The following is an 18,669-nucleotide window of genomic DNA, read 5'->3' as shown; positions in this document are numbered from 1 at the left end:
AAAAAGGAAGAACAAAGATTGTTCTTCCTTTTTGTTAGTCTAACTGAAGGACGTCGCCATTCTTGTGCCATCGTTCACGGAACTCTCGAGGAGAAATTCCACATTCCTTCTTAAAGTTTTTGTAGAAGTATCCAGAACTTGTATAGCCAACCAGTTCCGCTATTTCATTCACATTATGACTTGATTGCATCAAAAGATTCTGCGCTTTTTTAATGCGGTGTTGGTTTAAATATTGTGAGAAGCTAAGTCCCGTTTCTTTCTTAAAAATCTGTCCGAGATACATCGCGTTTAAATGTAATGAGTCTGCAATCGTTCCAATTGTTAGGTCATCAGTGTAATTCTGATGAATCATTTGCAGTGCTTTTTGAACGTTCACATTGTACTGTTTGACATCAGTTTGCGCATGATTAACCTCAATAGATGACTCAAGGACATCTAAAATTTCGCCGATTGAGTTTGCACCATGTAACAATTTGAGATTTGAGTAGTAATGCTCGGAGGACATACGATTATAATGACGGTAAATGTCTGAAAAAACAATAAACGCAATATAGCGTATATACTCTGGTTGTGGATTGGTTACAATCGCCTCATCGATTAGACCTTTCATCTCTTCACGAATTCCTGCACCATCACCTAAAGCAAGTGATTGATGGAATTTCTCGAACGATATTTTGGCATTCATTTCGATGCTCGTGCTATCTTTAATACTTTGATCACGCAAGTACGAATCATCGTCATAAAACTCAACAATTTCCAAGAGTGCTGAGGCATGGTCATAACTACGATGAATTTGATCAAACTTTACAAACAAATCACCAATCGCAATTTTTTCATCTTCTTTAATAATGAGATGAATGATTCCCTTACGGACTTGATCGAAACGAAGATTTGAACCCTCAATGATAATATACAGTTCTTCCCCCATGTAAGCATAGTACGGAATCATCATCTCTTTCATGAAATGATTCCAAACTGTTTTACGTGTTTCAGTGACACCCCCAATTGCAATCACCGAATACAAGTCAGTTAACTCAAGACGATGCCCTAATTGTTTTAAGATACGACGTAAATCGACTGAATCAATTTCCCCTGTTAACCAACGAATAACTGTATTCCGGAAGAGAATTTCATCTCCCTGCTCGTGATACTTTTCTTCATCTAGCTTTTGAACTATTTTACGAATCGAGCCATTCAACTCAACCGTATCAATTGGTTTAAGGATGAAATTTTCTGCACCAAGACGAATCCCCTCTTTGACATATTCAAATTCTTGATACCCTGACAAAATAATAAAATTAAAGTTGATGTCTTCTTCTTGCGATTGTGCGACAAATTCAATTCCCGTCATAACAGGCATACTCACATCCGTAATTACAATATCTACAGGATTTTCGCGAACATAATCCAAAGCGTCGATACCATCATCAAAGGTTCCTACTAATTCAATACCCAGTTGGTCCCATTGAATAAGCTTCTGTAACCCCTGTAAAATCATATACTCATCATCAATTAAGATTACTTTATACATCCGATTCCTCCTCTATAAAACTAATTAAAACCTCAAATCCTCCATTATCACTATGTGCTACTTCCATACGATAGTCATTGTCTTTGTAGAATACTTTCAATCGTTCATGAACATTCACAAGCCCTACTGACTTGTCGTTATCCAAATCAAATTCAGATTCTTGCAAGCGTTGACGAATTGTCGCTAAGACTTCATCCGTGACCCCTCGGCCATTATCCGATACTTTTATGTGAATTCGTTTATTGTCTTTGTAGACTGCGACTTTAATGGCGTTATCAACACGACGATAGTTAACACCGTGTACAAAATAGTTTTCAATCAAAGGTTGCAGCGTAAATTTAGGAATGCTAATCATTTCAAAATTCTCAGCTACATCAAATTTATAGGCAATCTTATTGGGATATCGCATCTGATGTAAATAAACGTACTTTTCAACAAATTCCAGTTCTTTCGCGAGAGTCGTTGTCTTCTCTAACGAAATGTTGTTGCGAAGCAATGTAGAGAATGTGTAGACGATATCCGCTAATTCATTAACACCTTCCGAGACAGCATACATTCGAATAAATTCTAATGTATTGTATAAGAAATGAGGATTTATTTGTGATTGTAAGGCACGCATATTAATATCCTGTTGGCGAATCTCCATCTGATAAATTTGTTTAATATAACGATTCATGCTGTCCAAGGTCTCGTTAATTGCCTGGGAAATAGTAAGAAGCTCATCCTCTTTATTTTGAATTTCAATACGATCTGAAACATTACCACGACGCACACGCTCCATGGTTCCCAACACATCGTTCACTTGTGTATCATAACGTCCAAATGTTCGAAACAAGACGAACAGTAGAATCACAATTAAGAACGTCCCTCCTGCAGTAATCAAAGCATATGTAGAGAATGACTTCATAAAGATATCGTGCTTATCAGCAGCTACAATGAGTACCGAACCATCTGATAACTCAACACGATTATAGACATACTGTTCAAATATTGCGGAATCTAATGGTGAACGGGTTTCATACTGCGTCTTGATGTGTTCTTGTAAGACATCGCCATTCCCCATATTATATTGATATTGAATATTTCCCGTACTCGAAAGTAGGAATACAATAGGTTCAACAAATCGTTGCTCCTGTTGCACAATCGTATCAAATACCGAGTAGTCAATGTATAGATAGATATTTCCGAGCGGTAGGTATGCATCATAATTAATAATCGGTCTGGAAAAGACCATGTAATCGGAGATATCAGGTAATTGCTCAGGCTTACTTCCCATTTTGTTATCTCGGCTTGAGTGATAAATGTCATTGGTTGCCTCAAGCGAAATTACAAACCCTTCAATCGCATCGTAGCGTTCATAGAGTTTTTCGACATCACGCGGAAAAAGTTGGAACTGTGGACGTCCCAACTGTTGCGTATAATACTTACTAAAATCCATATAAAAGTAATCACGCATACTATCAAGACGCGCCTGATCGGGAAAGAGATCATTGATCATACGTCGTAAATCGGTTTGATATCCCCCTGTTACTGCTGATACTTTTTTCGTTATTTGATCCACTTGATTCTGTACTGCCGTTCGATCGGACTGTGTTGTTGCATAACTCACCATCAACGAAAAGATGAGTATAACGACAATTAGTATCGCGGCATATGTATGAATCAAACGTTTCATCAGGCTTTTCTTTTGCATAACTATCCGATGTGCTCATCGATGGTTACAATCATTGGTTTCCCAATTCGGGATACTAATACTGTAATCATACCGATTGTTAAGAATGGTAAAAGACCCATATATTTCGACGTAATAAACCCTACCACAATCATTGCTAGCAATAATTTTAAGACACTAAAGAAGTTCCCCATGACTGCGATTGCACTTAGCTTCAATAAGTTTTTATATGAAATTTCAAAATTATTATCAATTAAGACCGCATAGATATATGCACACACTGTTAGTACAAATGCGGCAACAATCAAGAATTGAACAAATAAAATTGCGATACCTCTAATTTGTACTGCAAGGTACATATTGTAAGCCAAAACTGCGATAATCAAGAAATATGTATAGAAAATCATATTTCCTCTTTTAAAATTACTTACAAAGAGTGTACCGATCTGCTTCCAACGCATATCACGATGCGTCCACTCATGATCGGTATACAACTGAACAACACTTGAGAACGCTGGACCAATGCCTAGAACGACTCCACCCATCATCGTCATAATCCAAAACATTAACGATAATTTGATCAATACATATATTCGGTCAAAAAAATCACTTACATAGGTTCCCATAATCATCATCTTCCTTACTTCTATAATTATATACTATTTTTGATGATAGCGCTTTACGAAGAAAAAGGAGAGGGCCAATGCCCCCTCCTTCATTTGATCATTAAGCTTTTTTGCTAAATTCGTCAAATTGTTTTTGCATTTCTTTTTGAATCGTTTCGTATCCTGCTTCTTTTAATTTAGCAATGAATGTTGGAACGACTTCATCAGGGTTAACTGTACCTGTATGTAATACTGCATAGTATTCGTCAACAACGTTTGTAACGTTACTGATTTCTGTTTTAACTGAGTCTGTAACAAAGTTGAATCCTAAGATTGGTGAAACTGTAGCTGCTTTAGTATCTGCTTCACGTTTTTCGATCATTTCTGTTGTTACATTTTCTGGTTGAAGTAATAATTCTGAGTTTCCTGTATTCCATGCTGCCATGTGGAAACCTTCTTTATATCCATCTAAGAATTTGAGGTGTTTATCCCCTACTTTTTCCCATGATTCGCCTTCAATACCGTATACTAATGTATTCATCATTTCAGCATTTGTGTTCAATAGGTTTAACCATTTAACTGCTGCTTCTTTATTTTTTGAGTTTTGAGCAACAACGAAGTTAGCCATTTGAGCTTGAGCTGTTGATTTTAAGTTATTGTTTAATGGACGTGATACGATTTTCTTACCAGCAACTTGTGTTAATAAGTTATCACCGTAGTCAGCAGCACCTTGAGTTTCTTGACGCATGAACCATGTGTTGTTGTTCAAGTCGTATGATGTATCATTTGTTGCTGCATCAGTAGGAATTAATCCTTTGTTGTATAGATCGTGTAATTCACGTAGACGTTGCATACCAGCTTCTGTTTCGAATGGGTTGATAATTTGTGTTTGATCACCATCAATGTTTACTGCGAATGGTAGTGCATCACCTAAGATGTAGTCAAAGTTACCTAAGTTAGCTTTGAATGTTTTACCAATTGCGAATGGTACAGTTTGTTGTTCGTTGTCTTTAATTGTTTGTAACATTGGCTCTGCATCTGCATATGTTTTAACATTTGAGATGTCTAAGTTATATTTGTCTAATAGCTCACCGTTGAATGATAACATTTGAGCCGCAAATACGTTACCGTTGACTGGGAAACCGTATAGTTTTCCATTCACAACGTTACCGTCGTAGTAAATTGGGTCTACTGAATCAAAGAATTCTTTTGCATGTGTTTTTGCAAGATCTGTTAAGTCAGCATATGCTCCTTTTTGAGCATTAACTGTATAGTTTTGAGCAAACGCGATATCAAATTCGTCCCCTGCTGTAACCATTACAGACATTTTTTGGTCATAATCTCCCCAACCAATGTATGTGAAGTTAACTTTAACGCCAATTTCTTTCTCTGAAATAGTGTTAATTTTGTCTGTTAACTCTTTAATGTTTTTTGGTGCGTCCCCAATTTGGTAGACTTGTAAAGTTACAGTTTCGCCTGAACCCGTTCCTTCAGCACCTTTCTTTGAACCACAGCCTGTTAACACTAACAAGAATGCTAATGCTACTACTGCAAATTTTAATGCGCCTTTTTTCATGATAGTCCTCCTCTTCCTCTAAAACTTCATAAATAGGCAATATTTTATATCCTCTTATTCCTTAACGCCACCGATAGTCAATCCTGAGACGAAGTATTTTTGGAAGAACGGATATGTAAGTGCAATTGGTAATGTCGAAATTACGACCATTGCCATTCGTGTCGCTTCACGTGGGATTGACATCCCAGCACTGATTCCCGCGTTTCCAACGTTCTTCGCGATGTAGTCCAGATTTGATTGGATCTGCATCAACAGATATTGAAGTGGGTATAAGTTATCAGAAGTGATATACAAGAGTGCGTTAAACCAGTCATTCCAGAATCCTAATGCGGCAAATAAACTGATTGTCGCAATTCCTGGAACTGCAAGTGGAACAACAATCTGTACAAAGATTCGAAGTTCACTTGCACCGTCAATACGGGCTGATTCAATAATGGCATCTGGTACTGTCTTTTTAAAGAAAGTACGCATAACCATAATGTTGAATGGGCTCAATGCCATTGGCAAAATTAGGGCCCAAATCGAGTTACGAAGTCCCAGCATCTTGGTAACAACCAAGTAGTTTGGAATCATCCCTGCCGAGAATAACATCGTAAGTAATGCAAATTTCGTAAAGAATTTTCGATATTTAAAGTTTTGTCTTGAAATTGCGTATGCATATGTAGAGGTAAATGTTGTATTGATAATTGTACCTACTACAGTAATAAATACGGTAACACCTAATGACGATAGAAGTTGTCCTTTGAATTCATACAAGTATTTATATCCATCTAAACTAAATTCTCCAGGTATCAATCGATACCCTTGAATCGCTAATGCTGACTCACTGGTAAAGGATACTGCGATAATAAAGAAGAACGGGAATAAACACGATAATGCAATGATTCCAAGGAAGATTGAGAAGAATAGGTCTGTTTTTCTACCAAAACTTCGAACTTCTACACTTGCAATTCGTTTCTTAGTTTTTTTATCCATAATGTCCTCCTAGAATAAGCTTGAATCAGGGTCGAGTTTTCGAACAATTGAGTTCGCTCCTACCAAGATCACCAAACCTACGACAGATTGATAAAGTCCCGCCGCGGACGACATTCCTAAGTCACCCGATGCAGCCAATCCTTTATAGACGAATGTATCGAGAACTTGTGTTACTGGTGTTAATGGTCCTGAATTTCGAGGTACGTTATAGAAGAGACCGAAGTCTGCTCGCATGATATTACCAACTGCGAGAATCATCAAGATACTAATTAATGGTACAATTTGTGGAATTGTAACATGTCGAATTTGTTGCCAACGGTTAGCACCGTCAATTTTAGCTGCTTCATAATATGTTGGATCAATTCCCATGATTGATGCAAAGTAGATAACACTTTGATAACCAAGGTTCTTCCAAATCCCAATAAAGATAATAATAAACGGCCAGTAGGTTGGATCTGTATACCAATTAATTGGCGACGATCCCATATTTACCATCACGCGGTTTACAATACCCTTGTCAGGGCTAAGGAAGGAATATACGAAGGATGAAATTATGATCCATGAGATAAAATATGGGAACATCATTGCCGTTTGGTACGTTTTCACGCGGCGTTTATTCCGTAACATACTCATGACTATAGCAAGGGCAACAGCACAGGCTGTACCAATTACTATGAATCCCAGGTTGTAGAGTACGGTATTACGGGTTATGATCCATGCATTATCGGAACTGAAGAGGAACTCAAAGTTCTTAAGTCCTACCCATTCACTTTCGTAAAGACTTCGTAGGAATCCACCATCACTGGAGAATCGGAAGTCTTTGAATGCGACTACGTTTCCGAATACCGGAATGTAGAAGAAGAAAATCATCCAAAGCGCACCAGGTAATGCCATTAGTAGCAAGACCCAATTCTTGCGCATGTCTTTTATAAACTGTTTCATCATCTATCACCCCAGTTGTTATACAGTTTGCCTTGTGACATCCTAATTGTACCGCTTACATTTTGTTTAATATAGGGACAAAATATATGTAAAAAAGCACAAACTATAGATTTTACACGTAGAATACATATATTTAGTCGCGCCATAATTTACCTCCAAACGCTTCAATTAATGGTGTAATCATGGCTAATACAGCTGTCTGTGACAGTGCATTAGGGTCATCACACCATATCGCAAAGTAGCTTCCCAAGTATTGTTCTGATGTGTCAGAGATAACTTGGACACGCTGCTCAGAAGCAAGTTCATGGCGTAATGGAAATGTATGTGGCTCAAATGATGCCTGTATTTTATCTACAGTCGGATATGTATATCCTGCTTTTTCACCCAATACAAAATAGAGATATTGATCCATAAAATTGAGCACTTTATGTTTATGCTTTATAAACGTTTCTACTGGTGCCATGTATTGGTTCCAGCTCGTCCAATAGGTCACTTGAACATGTTTATCCAGTTTGACGATTGGTTTCTGGTTTGTACGATACAACCCGTCATTCCAAACACGTACTTCTTTTTTATACTCATAGACGTAATTTGCAATGTCATTAATGTAGTCGATGTAGGTATCAACTCCCGTTGCATCAGGACTAAAATGAGCTTTCGCATAGGCTTCGAGTTGCGGATAATCACCATAATTTTCAAATGGAATAAACTCATCGCCACCGATATGAATAATTTGGGATGTATAGAAACACTCCATTACACTCCCTAACATTCCCTTAATGAATCGACGAGCTCTAGGATTTGTAATATCTAAGGCTGATTCGTTTCCCTTTAATTGGTACTGTGGATAATCCTTAAGGATATATTTTAGATGTCCTGGTGTATCAAACGATGGAATAACTTTTATATAAAAGTAATTAGCATAGCGAATGATATCGCGCATCTCCAACGTTGTTAGATGCTCTGGTGAACATAGCGATTCATAACCATCCAACGCAAGCCGAAACCCTTCGTTTTCTGATATATGAATTTGCAATGTATTAAGTTTTTGCTTAGCCATGACTTCAATTAGATTAAAAAACCACGTTTTCGAAAAATATTTACGTCCCATATCAATATGAACACCACGTTCTTGAATCCACGCTTTTTGGTGAATTGCCTCAACGCCTTGAATACGATCCAGTGCGCCATAAAAAGCCATCACGTCAGATGATCCGCGTATCGTATTACCATTAATGATATATCCTGTTATCGTCGAATCGATGGCCACATCGAGTACTTCCCGATAATGAGGATATAGTATTTTTATTTTGTCTTCTAACATACTTGACTCCTTTTCTTTTAGTTTAGGTTTTTATGACGGTATCTAACAGTCATAGATTATAGGATTTTCGATACGAATTAGTGTTCTCTTTTTTTGAATGCACAAAAAAACCTCAAGCTCTATTGAAGCTGGAGGTCATTTATTTTCGGATCTAAGTTCGTATTCCAGATGATTACACTCGTTAGGTTTCTTCTACCTTACAATAACTAGTGCTCAATACTTAAAGAGATTACTTAACTCTTGTCAAATTATCATAAGAGATAATAAACGACCCAAGCATGCTTTCCACTTTAGTAACTGTCACAATTATTTTATCATTCACTTCTACTTTGGGATTTTCTCGAGATACAAAATTAAGATGTTCTCCATCAAAAATGTTATATCCAAATGCTGAAGCAGGATTCAAATCCTTGACAGTCACCGCTACCTTTTTGCCAACAATATCTTTGCCTTCATTAAGCATCGTCTCAGCTTCTACGGCAGTTAAATCTGGCTCTACAGGTGCTGCAGAGCAACCTGCGAGTATTAAAATCGTAAGTCCAATTATAAATAGTTTTTTCATTTAAATCCCCTCCGTTTTCAAGTATATCACATTGACAAATATCTATAATATAGACAGATTGCCTAAAATTGCAAGCAAAAATCTGTGCATATTTATGATTGTCAGACACCGTGCTAGAACAAGTGTAATTCAACTTAATTGCACGGTATCAAGGCCATTAAAAAAAACCTTGAATTTGCTATGAAACTCAAGGTTCGATTATGATCACAATTATTCGCTACGTAGTGCAACAACTGGATCTTTTTTAGCTGCCATTTTTGAAGGAATAAATCCTGCAATAAAGGTCAATGTAATACTAATTGCAATCAGAATTAATGCATGGTTAATACTTAGGTTTGCGATATTTTGTGCACCCGTTAAGTCGTAAACGACAGCATTAATTGGGAACTGAAGTAAGTATGTTACTACGATTCCAAACGTACCGGATACAAGTCCAATTAGGAATGTCTCCGCATTAAAGACACGTGAGATATCTTTTTTACGAGCTCCTAAACTACGCAGCACGCCAATTTCTTTGGTCCGTTCGATAACCGATACATAAGTAATAATACCAATCATAAATGATGATACAACTAATGAAATTGATGAGAAACCAATTAATACATAAGAAATCGTATTAACCATTGTATCCATAATATTTGTCATAATCTCTGACATATCTGTATACGTAATTTGATCAGGTTTTTCGCGACCTTGATTGTATGCATCAAGATAATCGCGAATTTGTGACTTCGTTTCAAAGTCTTTTGGAATGATCGCGAGTTTCGTTGCAACATCAGAACCACCTAAGGATGCAAGAACTTCGTTGTAAACTTGTTCTGAATCCATAAATGGATTTGCATTTGCGATTGGCTGACCTGAGACAACCGAATAAAGATCTTTAACTTCTAATTGTTTTGCCACAACATTTGATTGACGCGCACGCGTTGCGAAATCTTTAGAAAGTGCCTCAGTGTAATAAAGTCCAGGGCTGTACATCGAAACAGATGATGCTTCACTCTTACGTAAAACTCCCGACACTGTTAATGTTGTTGCAGTGTCACTGTTAAAGAGTGTTTCGTATTGTGATGTATTTGCCGGCGGGAAAATCCCCATTGCCGATTCTTGATAGAAATCATTGTGTTCAATAAGTTTGTATTCTTTACCAACAATGGACGTTGCATCAAACGATTCACCTTCTATCCCTAAAATACGTTGAGATTGTTTCGGGATTCGGTTATATTCATCAACGACAACGACAATTTCATTTTGATTGGTCGGCATCTTACCTGCAATCACATCGTATTGTCGATTGTTAAAGTCATCGTTGTTCAAGAGTTCACCCACACCATCTTGGCCCGTTTGAACCAATTCATAGTTTGACCCTTTTTGTGTAATCCAGTTCATGGAAACACCTGTAGATTCTTGAATGGAAATATAGAGATTTGGATCAAGTTTTCTTACATAGTCTATATAGTCAGCAGTAATTACATTTTTCTTCGCCTCGTAACCTTCCATTGGGTCATAGACATTGATTGATGTAGAATCTGGATAGGACTCACCAGGATTCGAAAGATTTGGACTCATCGCCATACCATAGTCCATTGCTGTTTGCTCGATTGTGATTGGTGATGAGGCAAGCGTTTCTTCTTGCATGGTCTTAATTGTATTCGATAATCCAGTCGAAAGTGCGAGAACCAAGGCAATTCCAATGATTCCGATACTTCCTGCTATACTTGTTAGAATGGTACGACCTTTTTTAGCCCATAGATTTCGTCCACTCAATGTTAATGCCGTACGATAAGGCATCGCTGTCATAACCTGTTTATGATTGCTTTCCTCTTCAATATCATTACTTACAGGATTGCTATCAGAAACCATTTCTCCATCCAAGAATTCAACGATTCGTGAACTATAGGTATGAGCAAGTTCAGCATTGTGCGTTACCATAATAACTAACTTTTCTTTTGATATTTCTTTGAGAAGGTCCATGACCACTACACTTGTTTTACTATCTAGTGCTCCTGTTGGTTCATCCGCTAAGATAATATCTGGATCATTAACTAATGCCCGTGCGATCGCTACACGTTGCATTTGTCCACCTGACATTTGATTCGGTTTTTTGTTGATTTGGTCATGTAAACCAACTTTAATAAGTGCTTCTTCCGCGCGCTTATGTGCTTCCTGTTTTCCAATGCCCGATAACTTCATAGATAGCTCGACATTCTGTAGTACTGTCAAGTGGGGGATTAAATTATAGGATTGGAAGACGAATCCGACAGAGCTATTTCGGTATGCATCCCATTGTTTATCTGTATAGGTTTCTGTGGACTGCCCATCGATAATTAAATCACCATATGTATAACGATCCAACCCACCTACAATATTTAATAATGTTGTTTTTCCGCTTCCTGATTGTCCCAGGATAGATACAAATTCAGTGTCTCTAAATGTAAGGCTTACATCTTTGAGTGCTTGAACCTGTCCATAATTCTTTGTAATATTCTTCAGTTTAAGCATAAACTAACTTCCTTCCGCTGTATCAATATATTAACACAGTGATATTGTGCTTTCAATAGTTTTACGCATCGTTTGATGAAAGATACTTCACATATACTATTTCCTGGGAAATTAAAAGACCTACGATTCCGTAGGCCCTTGTATAAATTGTGTAACACGTTGCGATACTGTTTCAAAGGCATTGCTCGATTGAATATCAATCCATTGACTCGGTGTTTGGTGTTTGAACCACGTAATCTGTCTTTTAGCAAAACGACGGGTATTCCGTTTTATGAGTTCATCACGCGCTTCCGCACTAATCTCATGGTTAAAAAACGGTTCAAATTCACGGTATCCGATTGCCTGTAAAGCCTGCAGTTCAAAGAGTTTTGGATTATGGTGAAGCAAACATGAAACTTCCGACTCAAGCCCTTGTGCCATCATCATATCAACGCGCTTATTAATTCGCTCATAAAGTACGACGCGGTCTGTTTGCAAGAAGAAAATACATGCGTCAAACAGAGCCACATTTTTTTGGTTTTCATGGATTTCGGTCTTTGTCTTACCGTCTTGAAGCATGTTTAGTGTTCGTACAATACGTTTACGGTTATTGGGATGAACTGATTGCGCTGCCTCCGAATCCCGCTCTTGAAGCATCTGATACAGTGTGTCATCATCGATGCCCTCGAAGGAATCCTTCACATCCGGAACTTCTTCTTCGAAACGGTAATCATTTACTAATGCATTAATGTATAGTCCCGTTCCACCTACAATGATTGGTAGTTTTCCCTTTGCATGAATCGCTGCAATCGCTGCGCGCGCATCTTTTTGAAACTGGGCAACATGATACGGTTCCTCAATCGATGTAACATCAATTAAATGATGGATGATGCCCTCACGTTCTTCCATTGATGGCTTCGCAGAACCAATATTCAGTTCACGATAGACCGCAACGGAATCGGCACTTATAATTTCACCGTTAAATCGATGAGCCAATGCAACACCCATTTTTGTTTTCCCAGATGCAGTTACACCTGCAATTACTACTATTTTTTTCATCGTTTAAATTCCTTAATGAGTTGATTGTGCTCGACTGTTATAAATGTCGGACGTCCATGGGGACAATGGAACGGTTGTTGCGTATGTCGCAATTGCTCAACCAATGTTTCCATGGCTTCCATAGACATAAACTCATTAAAGCGCACTGAAGAATGACACGCCAATGTCGCAATGACATTACGACGCACATCCTCTTCACGAACCACTTTGTCCGTTTCGAACATATCCAATACTTCATTCACAAATTCATGGACCTCTGCTTCATCAATCCAGACTGGAACAGCCCGAAGGACAAATGCATCATCTCCAAAAACTTCGAGTTGCATTTGAAATGGTCTAAAGACTTCATTGATTGCATTGATCTGACCAATTAGTTTTTGACGCCCTTCAATAATCATTGGAATCAAAAAGTCTTGCATGGGTACATCTTTATTTAAGAGTTTATCTTGATAGTATTCGTAACGAACACGCTCCATTGCCGCATGTTGATCAATTATATATAATCCCGCATCCCCTTGGGCCAAGATATATTTACCACTTAATTGTGATAGAACTGTTAGTGGCTCAATTAAAACTTCTATGGGTTTTGGTTCAGATGGATATGGTGTTTGAGGTATAAAAGCAGTCTCTTTTTCTTCAACACGATAATCGTGAGTAAATATCGGTGTATCAATAACTGGCATATCTGTGATGTTTACTGGTTCTGATGTTACTTCTGATTCATCATCGAATGTGCTCGATAGAATGGTATTTTTAACAAAATTTTCTTCAATATAGATTTCTTTTTGAGTTTCAATAATCGCATTTTGTAGTGCATCTCGCATATCCGTTTGTTCTGGTAAACTTGGTTTTATTGTGATTTTTTGTGGACGCATACCTTCTGACAGTAACGCCTCCAAATGATTTTGAATTAATGATACAAGTTGATCTTCTTTCGACAAACGAATCTCCCATTTACTTGGATGAACGTTGACGTCAACAAGTTGCGGATCTACTGTTATCTTCATGACAACAATTGGATAACGGTCGGTCGGCATATGACGTCTAAAGCTATCAACGACAGCCTTTTGAGCTTTTGGATAACGAATCATTCGATCATTGATATATAACCAAATCGCATATCGATTTGAACGATTATGTTGCGGTAAAGCTGCAACCCCCTCGATTTTGAAATCATAATTTGATGCTTCGAAGCGGCGTGAATCTTCTGTAATAGTTCCTCCATAAATTCGGTGGAACACATCCATGACATCACCAGTGCCATAACTTCTAAACACCATGCGATCATCAAGCGTGAGTGAAAAAGCTATATCCGGTCGACCCAATGCAAATTTTTGCACAGTATCCTGGATGATCGAGTTTTCATAATGAATATTCTTAATGTATTTCAGACGCGCAGGCGTCTTCAAAAAGAGATTTCGAACGTGAATTGTTGTTCCTTTATTTCGTGCAAACCGCACGACGTCACGTTTTTTACCATTATCAATAAAAATACGATGGCCAGTATCACCATTGTTTGTTGTCGCTTCAACTTGGCTAACTGACGATATCGACGGCAATGCTTCCCCACGAAATCCAAATGTCAGGATTGCGTTTAAGTCATCTGTATCAGATATTTTACTTGTTGAGTGACGCTCAAAGGCACGTGACAAATCATCAGCACTCATACCCTCACCATTATCAGATACTTCAACCAATTGCATTCCACCTTCAATGATTTTAATATCAATCGTTGTAGCCATAGCATCAATTGCATTTTCAACAAGTTCTTTTACAATACCACCTGGACGTTCAACAACTTCACCAGCAGCAATCATATTTGTTAAATGTGTATCTAATACGTGAATTTTACTCATGTGAATCACCTTCTAAAACTTTTTTGAGTTCAGAAACAAGCATTAACGCTTCAATCGGTGTCAGTTGATTAACATCGATTCCTTGAAGCCGTTGCTTCACAAATCCATAACCTTGAGGTTCTACTTCTACTTGAATTACTTTACTATCAATATTGACTGAGTTCTTAGAAAGTTCGAGAACTTCAAGATTTTGTTTTGCGCGATCAATAATACTTTGCGGTAAATGTGCAAGACGCGCAACGTTTATCCCATATGATTTATCTGCTCGCCCATCTAAAACACGATATAGGAATGTTACATGGTCATTTTCTTCATGAACTTCAACATGAATATTTTTAATGCCATCATACATTTCTTCCAGTGCAACCAGTTCGTGATAATGAGTCGAGAAAATCGTCCGTGCTTTAACCGAGTTATTAATATATTCAATAATTGCTTGGGCTAGTGCCATCCCGTCATAGGTTGAGGTTCCACGACCAATTTCGTCAAACAGAATTAATGACTGTTCTGTCGCATTAGATAAAGCTGCTTGCGCTTCAATCATTTCAACCATAAACGTAGACTGACCCATGAGAATATCGTCACTGGCACCCATGCGTGTAAAGATTTGATCAACAAGACTCCATTCCATGCGGTCACATGGCACAAAACATCCCATTTGTGCAAGCACAACATTTAATGCGACCATTCGCATATAGGTACTCTTACCACCCATATTCGGTCCAGTTAAAATCAGTGTATAAATCGATTCATCCATTAGAGTATCGCTTGCAATGTATTGTTGATCTTTAAGGGTTGCTTGTAATACAGGATGTTTTCCTTCTTGAATATCAAGGTAACGCCCCTCTACAACTTTTGGTTTTGTAAAACCAGGAAGTGCCGAAATTTCTGCTAAAGCAACAAGTACATCCAATGTCGCAAGACCATCTCCAATTGCATGAATGGATTTCGCATGTTCTGAAACATACTCAGAATACTTCGCAAAGAGTTCAGTTTCGATCTGTAAAATTTGGTCACTTGCTTGGCTTATCTTCACTTCATATTCTTGAAGTTCTTCACTGATATAGCGTTCGGCATTGGTTAGTGTTTGTTTTCTGATATAACCGAAATCATCACGAACATTATCAACTTGTCCTTTTGACACTTCAATAAAGTATCCAAACGCACGATTGTATCCTACTTTTAAATTTTTAATGCCTGTTTTTTCCCGTTGTTTGGCTTCATACGTAACGAGCCATTGCTTGCCATTTTTTGAAATTTCGAGGAGTTCATCTAAGGTATCATGAATCCCGGTTTTAAATGTACGCCCTTCTTTTAATTGAACGGGAGCATCATCTAAAATTGTATTATCAAGCATCTCAAAAATTGCTTCTAAGGGGTCTAATTCACTAATGAATTGGAACTCATCAAAACCTTCAATATCTCTTTGAATTGTACGGAAGACTCCCAATGTCTTCTTCAGACGAACAAGGTCTTGGGCATTATGCTTTCCTGTCGCCATCCGTGCAACGACACGATGAATATCATAGACTTCTTTTAAACTTGCCACTAATTTATCATTTAACAGATAATCTTGAATTAGTGTTTCGATCTGAGCGTGCCGTTTGTAGATCGCTGTTTTGCTAACCATTGGTTGCATCAACTCTTGTTTTAAAGCACGTGCTCCCATATTTGTGCGGGTTTTGTTGAGGTAGTGAAACAAGGACAACTCTTTGCCATTTTGATGATCTATCAGTTCAAGGTTTGTCATTGTTGCATAATCCATACGAAGGTATGCTTGATCGTTCAAAACGACAACATCTGATAAATGTTGCAATGAGCGCTTATGCGTATATTTTAAATAGGCACTCAATCGTGATAAGGCCATTCCAATCGCCTTATCATCATGGTTCATGGTCTCATCAATTGTTTCTTGATATGATACATAAATATCTGTTTTGGCTTTAACTTCTTTTAAAATATTAGGGTCAAAGTCTTCGCTAACTACGATTTCTTTAACTTGAAATTGTTGGAGAACTTTAATGATATCTACGAAATCATTCATAACTCTTATAGCACGAACTGTACCCGAAACGATGTCGCAACTGACAACGCTCGCATAAACGAGATCTGTATGAATGGCTGCAATCTCACGCGTTTCATGGTCTTCAACCTCGAGATATGTACCCGGAGTGACAATTTCTACAACCTCGCGTTTCACAATTCCCTTAACTGATTTGGGATCTTCAACTTGTTCGACGATCGCTACTTTATAACCCGCATTCACAAGTTTTTGAATATAAGATGCTGCGGCATGATGCGGTACACCCGCCATGGGTGCTTTCTCATTACCACCTGCCGATCGTGCTGTTAGCACAAGGTCTAAAACTTTTGATGCAACTACGGCATCCTCAAAAAAGAGTTCGTAAAAATCACCTAATCGATAAAACACCAACGCATCATTGGTGTTTTGTTTTATTTCCATATACTGTTGGAGCATAGGTGTCAGTTTTGAATTATCCTTCATTCTCTTCAACTTCCTCTACTTCGTGTATTGCTCTGTATGTTTTCATATTTTTGTTAATAGCTTTTTGAATCATATATGCTGGTGAACCAATGGACAAGACAAAGCCTTGGCGAGTCTCAACAATTCGAGTAACACCCTGACGGTGAAGCGCAGCAATATTTAAATCTTCTCGCTCCCTTAGTTCAACATGAATTCGCGTTAACGTACTTGATACTGTTTCAATATTTGATACACCACCAAGACCTTCTGTGAAGTCTTCAATACGTTGTTGCTTATTTGTAATACTTAGAACATCCAATGCTAGTTTATTGAAGTACAAGCGTGTGAATGAGAAGTAAACTAGGAAGACAATGATACCTACGAGCAATAAGATAAAGACTTTACTTACTAATACAGTATTATAAGAAATACCCATCAAATCGATAATGTTTCCAGGTGTTGCTGAGAGTAGATTTCCAAAGAAGGAGAATCCCAATGCTACCGAGAATCCACTCAGAATCGCATAAATAAAACTTGTTGCAAACAGGTGGAAGAAGTATAGTGTTGGACTTGTAAGTAACATTAAAATTTCGATTGGTAACAACGTACCACCAACCATCGATACAAGAATCGCAGCAATTAATAATCCGATATTACGGTTACGTGCACGTTTGTTTGAAATGGTCGTTGAGATTGCAATTAAGTAAGCTGGAACGGCAAAGATGTTCATAACATAATATGCACTTGTAAAGCGACCAGCACCAAAGACATTCACCGTTTCTTTTAACTGTCCGGCCCAGATGTTGACATCACCAACGAATGATTGACCTGCAAGGTTCATCCAGGTTCCACCTAAGGTATTGAGCCAGAATTCTTGGTGTAATATAACATCAAGGTTAGCAAGTGCCATGAGACGTTCTAGCGCTCCATAAGCAAATAAACTCATTGGATTATTTACATCTTGCGAAATAAACTCCATGATGCTGTACATCATTTCCATAAAATATGGCCATCCAAATGCAAAGAGCATACCGATCACAGATGATCCTACGATTGCGAAAACCATCTTAACTGTTTCACGATCCGCAAATGAGACATTACTTATGTGACGTTTTTCTGAAGTTTTACGATATATATTCTTAACAAAGAGATAGATTGCTATTAAACCAAATATCCCTGTACGGTATAACATATACTGTTTATCACCTAATTTGATCACTAATGCGCTAATGTAAGTAGCCGTTGGTGATGTCGTTGGTGACAAGAGTAGCATAGATACTAAAAATGCTAGATATGATATAATTCCTGTGACTACTATGTTCGGTTCGTTTTTCTCATGAGAGAGTAACTTGATAAAAACATATAGTGGGAAATATGCTAAAATAATACCACCACTCATCAATAACACACGTGATATTGAAAGTAGTATTGGGCTATCCAATTTTAAAACACTATTCACATATGGATTAGGTATAATCGTACCAATTGCGACTAGCAACGATCCAAAGAATAATGATTTTAAAGGTAATTGTAATTGTTCGTAATAAGTTTGAAGACGATTCATGTGGAACACCTCTTGATTTATCTTTATATATTATACACTA

13 protein-coding genes are annotated in these 18,669 nt (G+C 37.7%); all 13 read right to left on the bottom strand.

Annotated features, from left to right (window positions below):
* Nucleotides 1–34: 34 nt before the first annotated feature.
* On the bottom strand, nt 35–1,531 hold the full coding sequence (locus tag GVV20_RS05220; protein ID WP_159741553.1) for a response regulator transcription factor: 1,497 nt from the start codon (nt 1,529–1,531) through the stop codon (nt 35–37).
* A complete protein-coding gene (locus GVV20_RS05215) occupies nt 1,524–3,224 on the bottom strand; it encodes a sensor histidine kinase (RefSeq protein ID WP_159812724.1) in 1,701 nt (566 codons plus the stop codon). The genes GVV20_RS05220 and GVV20_RS05215 overlap by 8 nt, the downstream gene beginning before the upstream one ends.
* A 2-nt stretch (nt 3,225–3,226) precedes the next feature.
* Complete coding sequence (locus GVV20_RS05210) at nt 3,227–3,829, bottom strand: YesL family protein (RefSeq protein ID WP_159741706.1); 603 nt, start codon at nt 3,827–3,829, stop codon at nt 3,227–3,229.
* Nucleotides 3,830–3,929: 100 nt separating this feature from the next.
* Complete coding sequence (locus GVV20_RS05205) at nt 3,930–5,384, bottom strand: ABC transporter substrate-binding protein (protein WP_159812722.1); 1,455 nt, start codon at nt 5,382–5,384, stop codon at nt 3,930–3,932.
* A gap of 54 nt (nt 5,385–5,438) precedes the next feature.
* A complete protein-coding gene (locus GVV20_RS05200) occupies nt 5,439–6,359 on the bottom strand; it encodes a carbohydrate ABC transporter permease (protein WP_159634787.1) in 921 nt (306 codons plus the stop codon).
* A 9-nt stretch (nt 6,360–6,368) separates the two neighbouring features.
* Nucleotides 6,369–7,301 (bottom strand): ABC transporter permease, encoded by a 933-nt coding sequence (locus tag GVV20_RS05195; RefSeq protein WP_159741731.1) that lies wholly within the window; start codon nt 7,299–7,301, stop codon nt 6,369–6,371.
* A gap of 133 nt (nt 7,302–7,434) precedes the next feature.
* The gene (locus GVV20_RS05190; protein ID WP_159741331.1) at nt 7,435–8,625 is read right to left on the bottom strand and encodes a family 20 glycosylhydrolase; all 1,191 of its coding nucleotides are present in this window, start codon (nt 8,623–8,625) and stop codon (nt 7,435–7,437) included.
* Nucleotides 8,626–8,854: 229 nt separating this feature from the next.
* Nucleotides 8,855–9,187, bottom strand: a complete 333-nt coding sequence (locus tag GVV20_RS05185) for a YajG family lipoprotein (RefSeq protein WP_159741332.1) — start codon at nt 9,185–9,187, stop codon at nt 8,855–8,857.
* Between the two features lie 210 nt (nt 9,188–9,397).
* Nucleotides 9,398–11,686 carry an ABC transporter ATP-binding protein/permease gene (locus GVV20_RS05180; protein WP_159741333.1) on the bottom strand — a complete coding sequence of 763 codons (2,289 nt, stop codon included), beginning with the start codon at nt 11,684–11,686 and terminating at the stop codon, nt 9,398–9,400.
* Between the two features lie 120 nt (nt 11,687–11,806).
* Nucleotides 11,807–12,724, bottom strand: coding sequence for a tRNA (adenosine(37)-N6)-dimethylallyltransferase MiaA (gene miaA, locus GVV20_RS05175; protein ID WP_159741334.1), 918 nt, complete (start codon nt 12,722–12,724; stop codon nt 11,807–11,809).
* Nucleotides 12,721–14,580: a DNA mismatch repair endonuclease MutL gene (mutL, locus tag GVV20_RS05170; RefSeq protein WP_159741335.1), complete on the bottom strand. Its 1,860-nt coding sequence runs from the start codon at nt 14,578–14,580 to the stop codon at nt 12,721–12,723. The genes miaA and mutL overlap by 4 nt, the downstream gene beginning before the upstream one ends.
* Nucleotides 14,573–17,086 carry a DNA mismatch repair protein MutS gene (gene mutS, locus GVV20_RS05165; protein WP_159741336.1) on the bottom strand — a complete coding sequence of 838 codons (2,514 nt, stop codon included), beginning with the start codon at nt 17,084–17,086 and terminating at the stop codon, nt 14,573–14,575. Before mutS ends, mutL begins: the two co-directional genes overlap by 8 nt.
* Nucleotides 17,076–18,629, bottom strand: a complete 1,554-nt coding sequence (locus GVV20_RS05160; RefSeq protein WP_159812720.1) for a PTS sugar transporter subunit IIBC family protein — start codon at nt 18,627–18,629, stop codon at nt 17,076–17,078. The genes mutS and GVV20_RS05160 overlap by 11 nt, the downstream gene beginning before the upstream one ends.
* Between the last annotated feature and the right edge of the window lie 40 nt (nt 18,630–18,669).

This window comes from Erysipelothrix aquatica, from assembly GCF_009828775.2.
In the GTDB taxonomy this organism is placed as follows: domain Bacteria; phylum Bacillota_I; class Bacilli_A; order Erysipelotrichales; family Erysipelotrichaceae; genus Erysipelothrix; species Erysipelothrix aquatica.
This window is presented reverse-complemented; position numbering and strand designations above follow the sequence as displayed.

What these genes read in the sequence shown, in the direction of transcription:
- GVV20_RS05160 (WP_159812720.1), bottom strand. Translation starts at nt 18,629, where the DNA reads ATGAATCGTCTTCAAACTTATTACGAACAATTACAATTACCTTTAAAA.
- GVV20_RS05220 (WP_159741553.1), bottom strand. Translation starts at nt 1,531, where the DNA reads ATGTATAAAGTAATCTTAATTGATGATGAGTATATGATTTTACAGGGG.
- GVV20_RS05210 (WP_159741706.1), bottom strand. Translation starts at nt 3,829, where the DNA reads ATGGGAACCTATGTAAGTGATTTTTTTGACCGAATATATGTATTGATC.
- miaA (WP_159741334.1), bottom strand. Translation starts at nt 12,724, where the DNA reads ATGAAAAAAATAGTAGTAATTGCAGGTGTAACTGCATCTGGGAAAACA.
- mutL (WP_159741335.1), bottom strand. Translation starts at nt 14,580, where the DNA reads ATGAGTAAAATTCACGTATTAGATACACATTTAACAAATATGATTGCT.
- GVV20_RS05190 (WP_159741331.1), bottom strand. Translation starts at nt 8,625, where the DNA reads ATGTTAGAAGACAAAATAAAAATACTATATCCTCATTATCGGGAAGTA.
- GVV20_RS05180 (WP_159741333.1), bottom strand. Translation starts at nt 11,686, where the DNA reads ATGCTTAAACTGAAGAATATTACAAAGAATTATGGACAGGTTCAAGCA.
- GVV20_RS05185 (WP_159741332.1), bottom strand. Translation starts at nt 9,187, where the DNA reads ATGAAAAAACTATTTATAATTGGACTTACGATTTTAATACTCGCAGGT.
- GVV20_RS05205 (WP_159812722.1), bottom strand. Translation starts at nt 5,384, where the DNA reads ATGAAAAAAGGCGCATTAAAATTTGCAGTAGTAGCATTAGCATTCTTG.
- mutS (WP_159741336.1), bottom strand. Translation starts at nt 17,086, where the DNA reads ATGAAGGATAATTCAAAACTGACACCTATGCTCCAACAGTATATGGAA.
- GVV20_RS05200 (WP_159634787.1), bottom strand. Translation starts at nt 6,359, where the DNA reads ATGGATAAAAAAACTAAGAAACGAATTGCAAGTGTAGAAGTTCGAAGT.
- GVV20_RS05215 (WP_159812724.1), bottom strand. Translation starts at nt 3,224, where the DNA reads ATGCAAAAGAAAAGCCTGATGAAACGTTTGATTCATACATATGCCGCG.
- GVV20_RS05195 (WP_159741731.1), bottom strand. Translation starts at nt 7,301, where the DNA reads ATGAAACAGTTTATAAAAGACATGCGCAAGAATTGGGTCTTGCTACTA.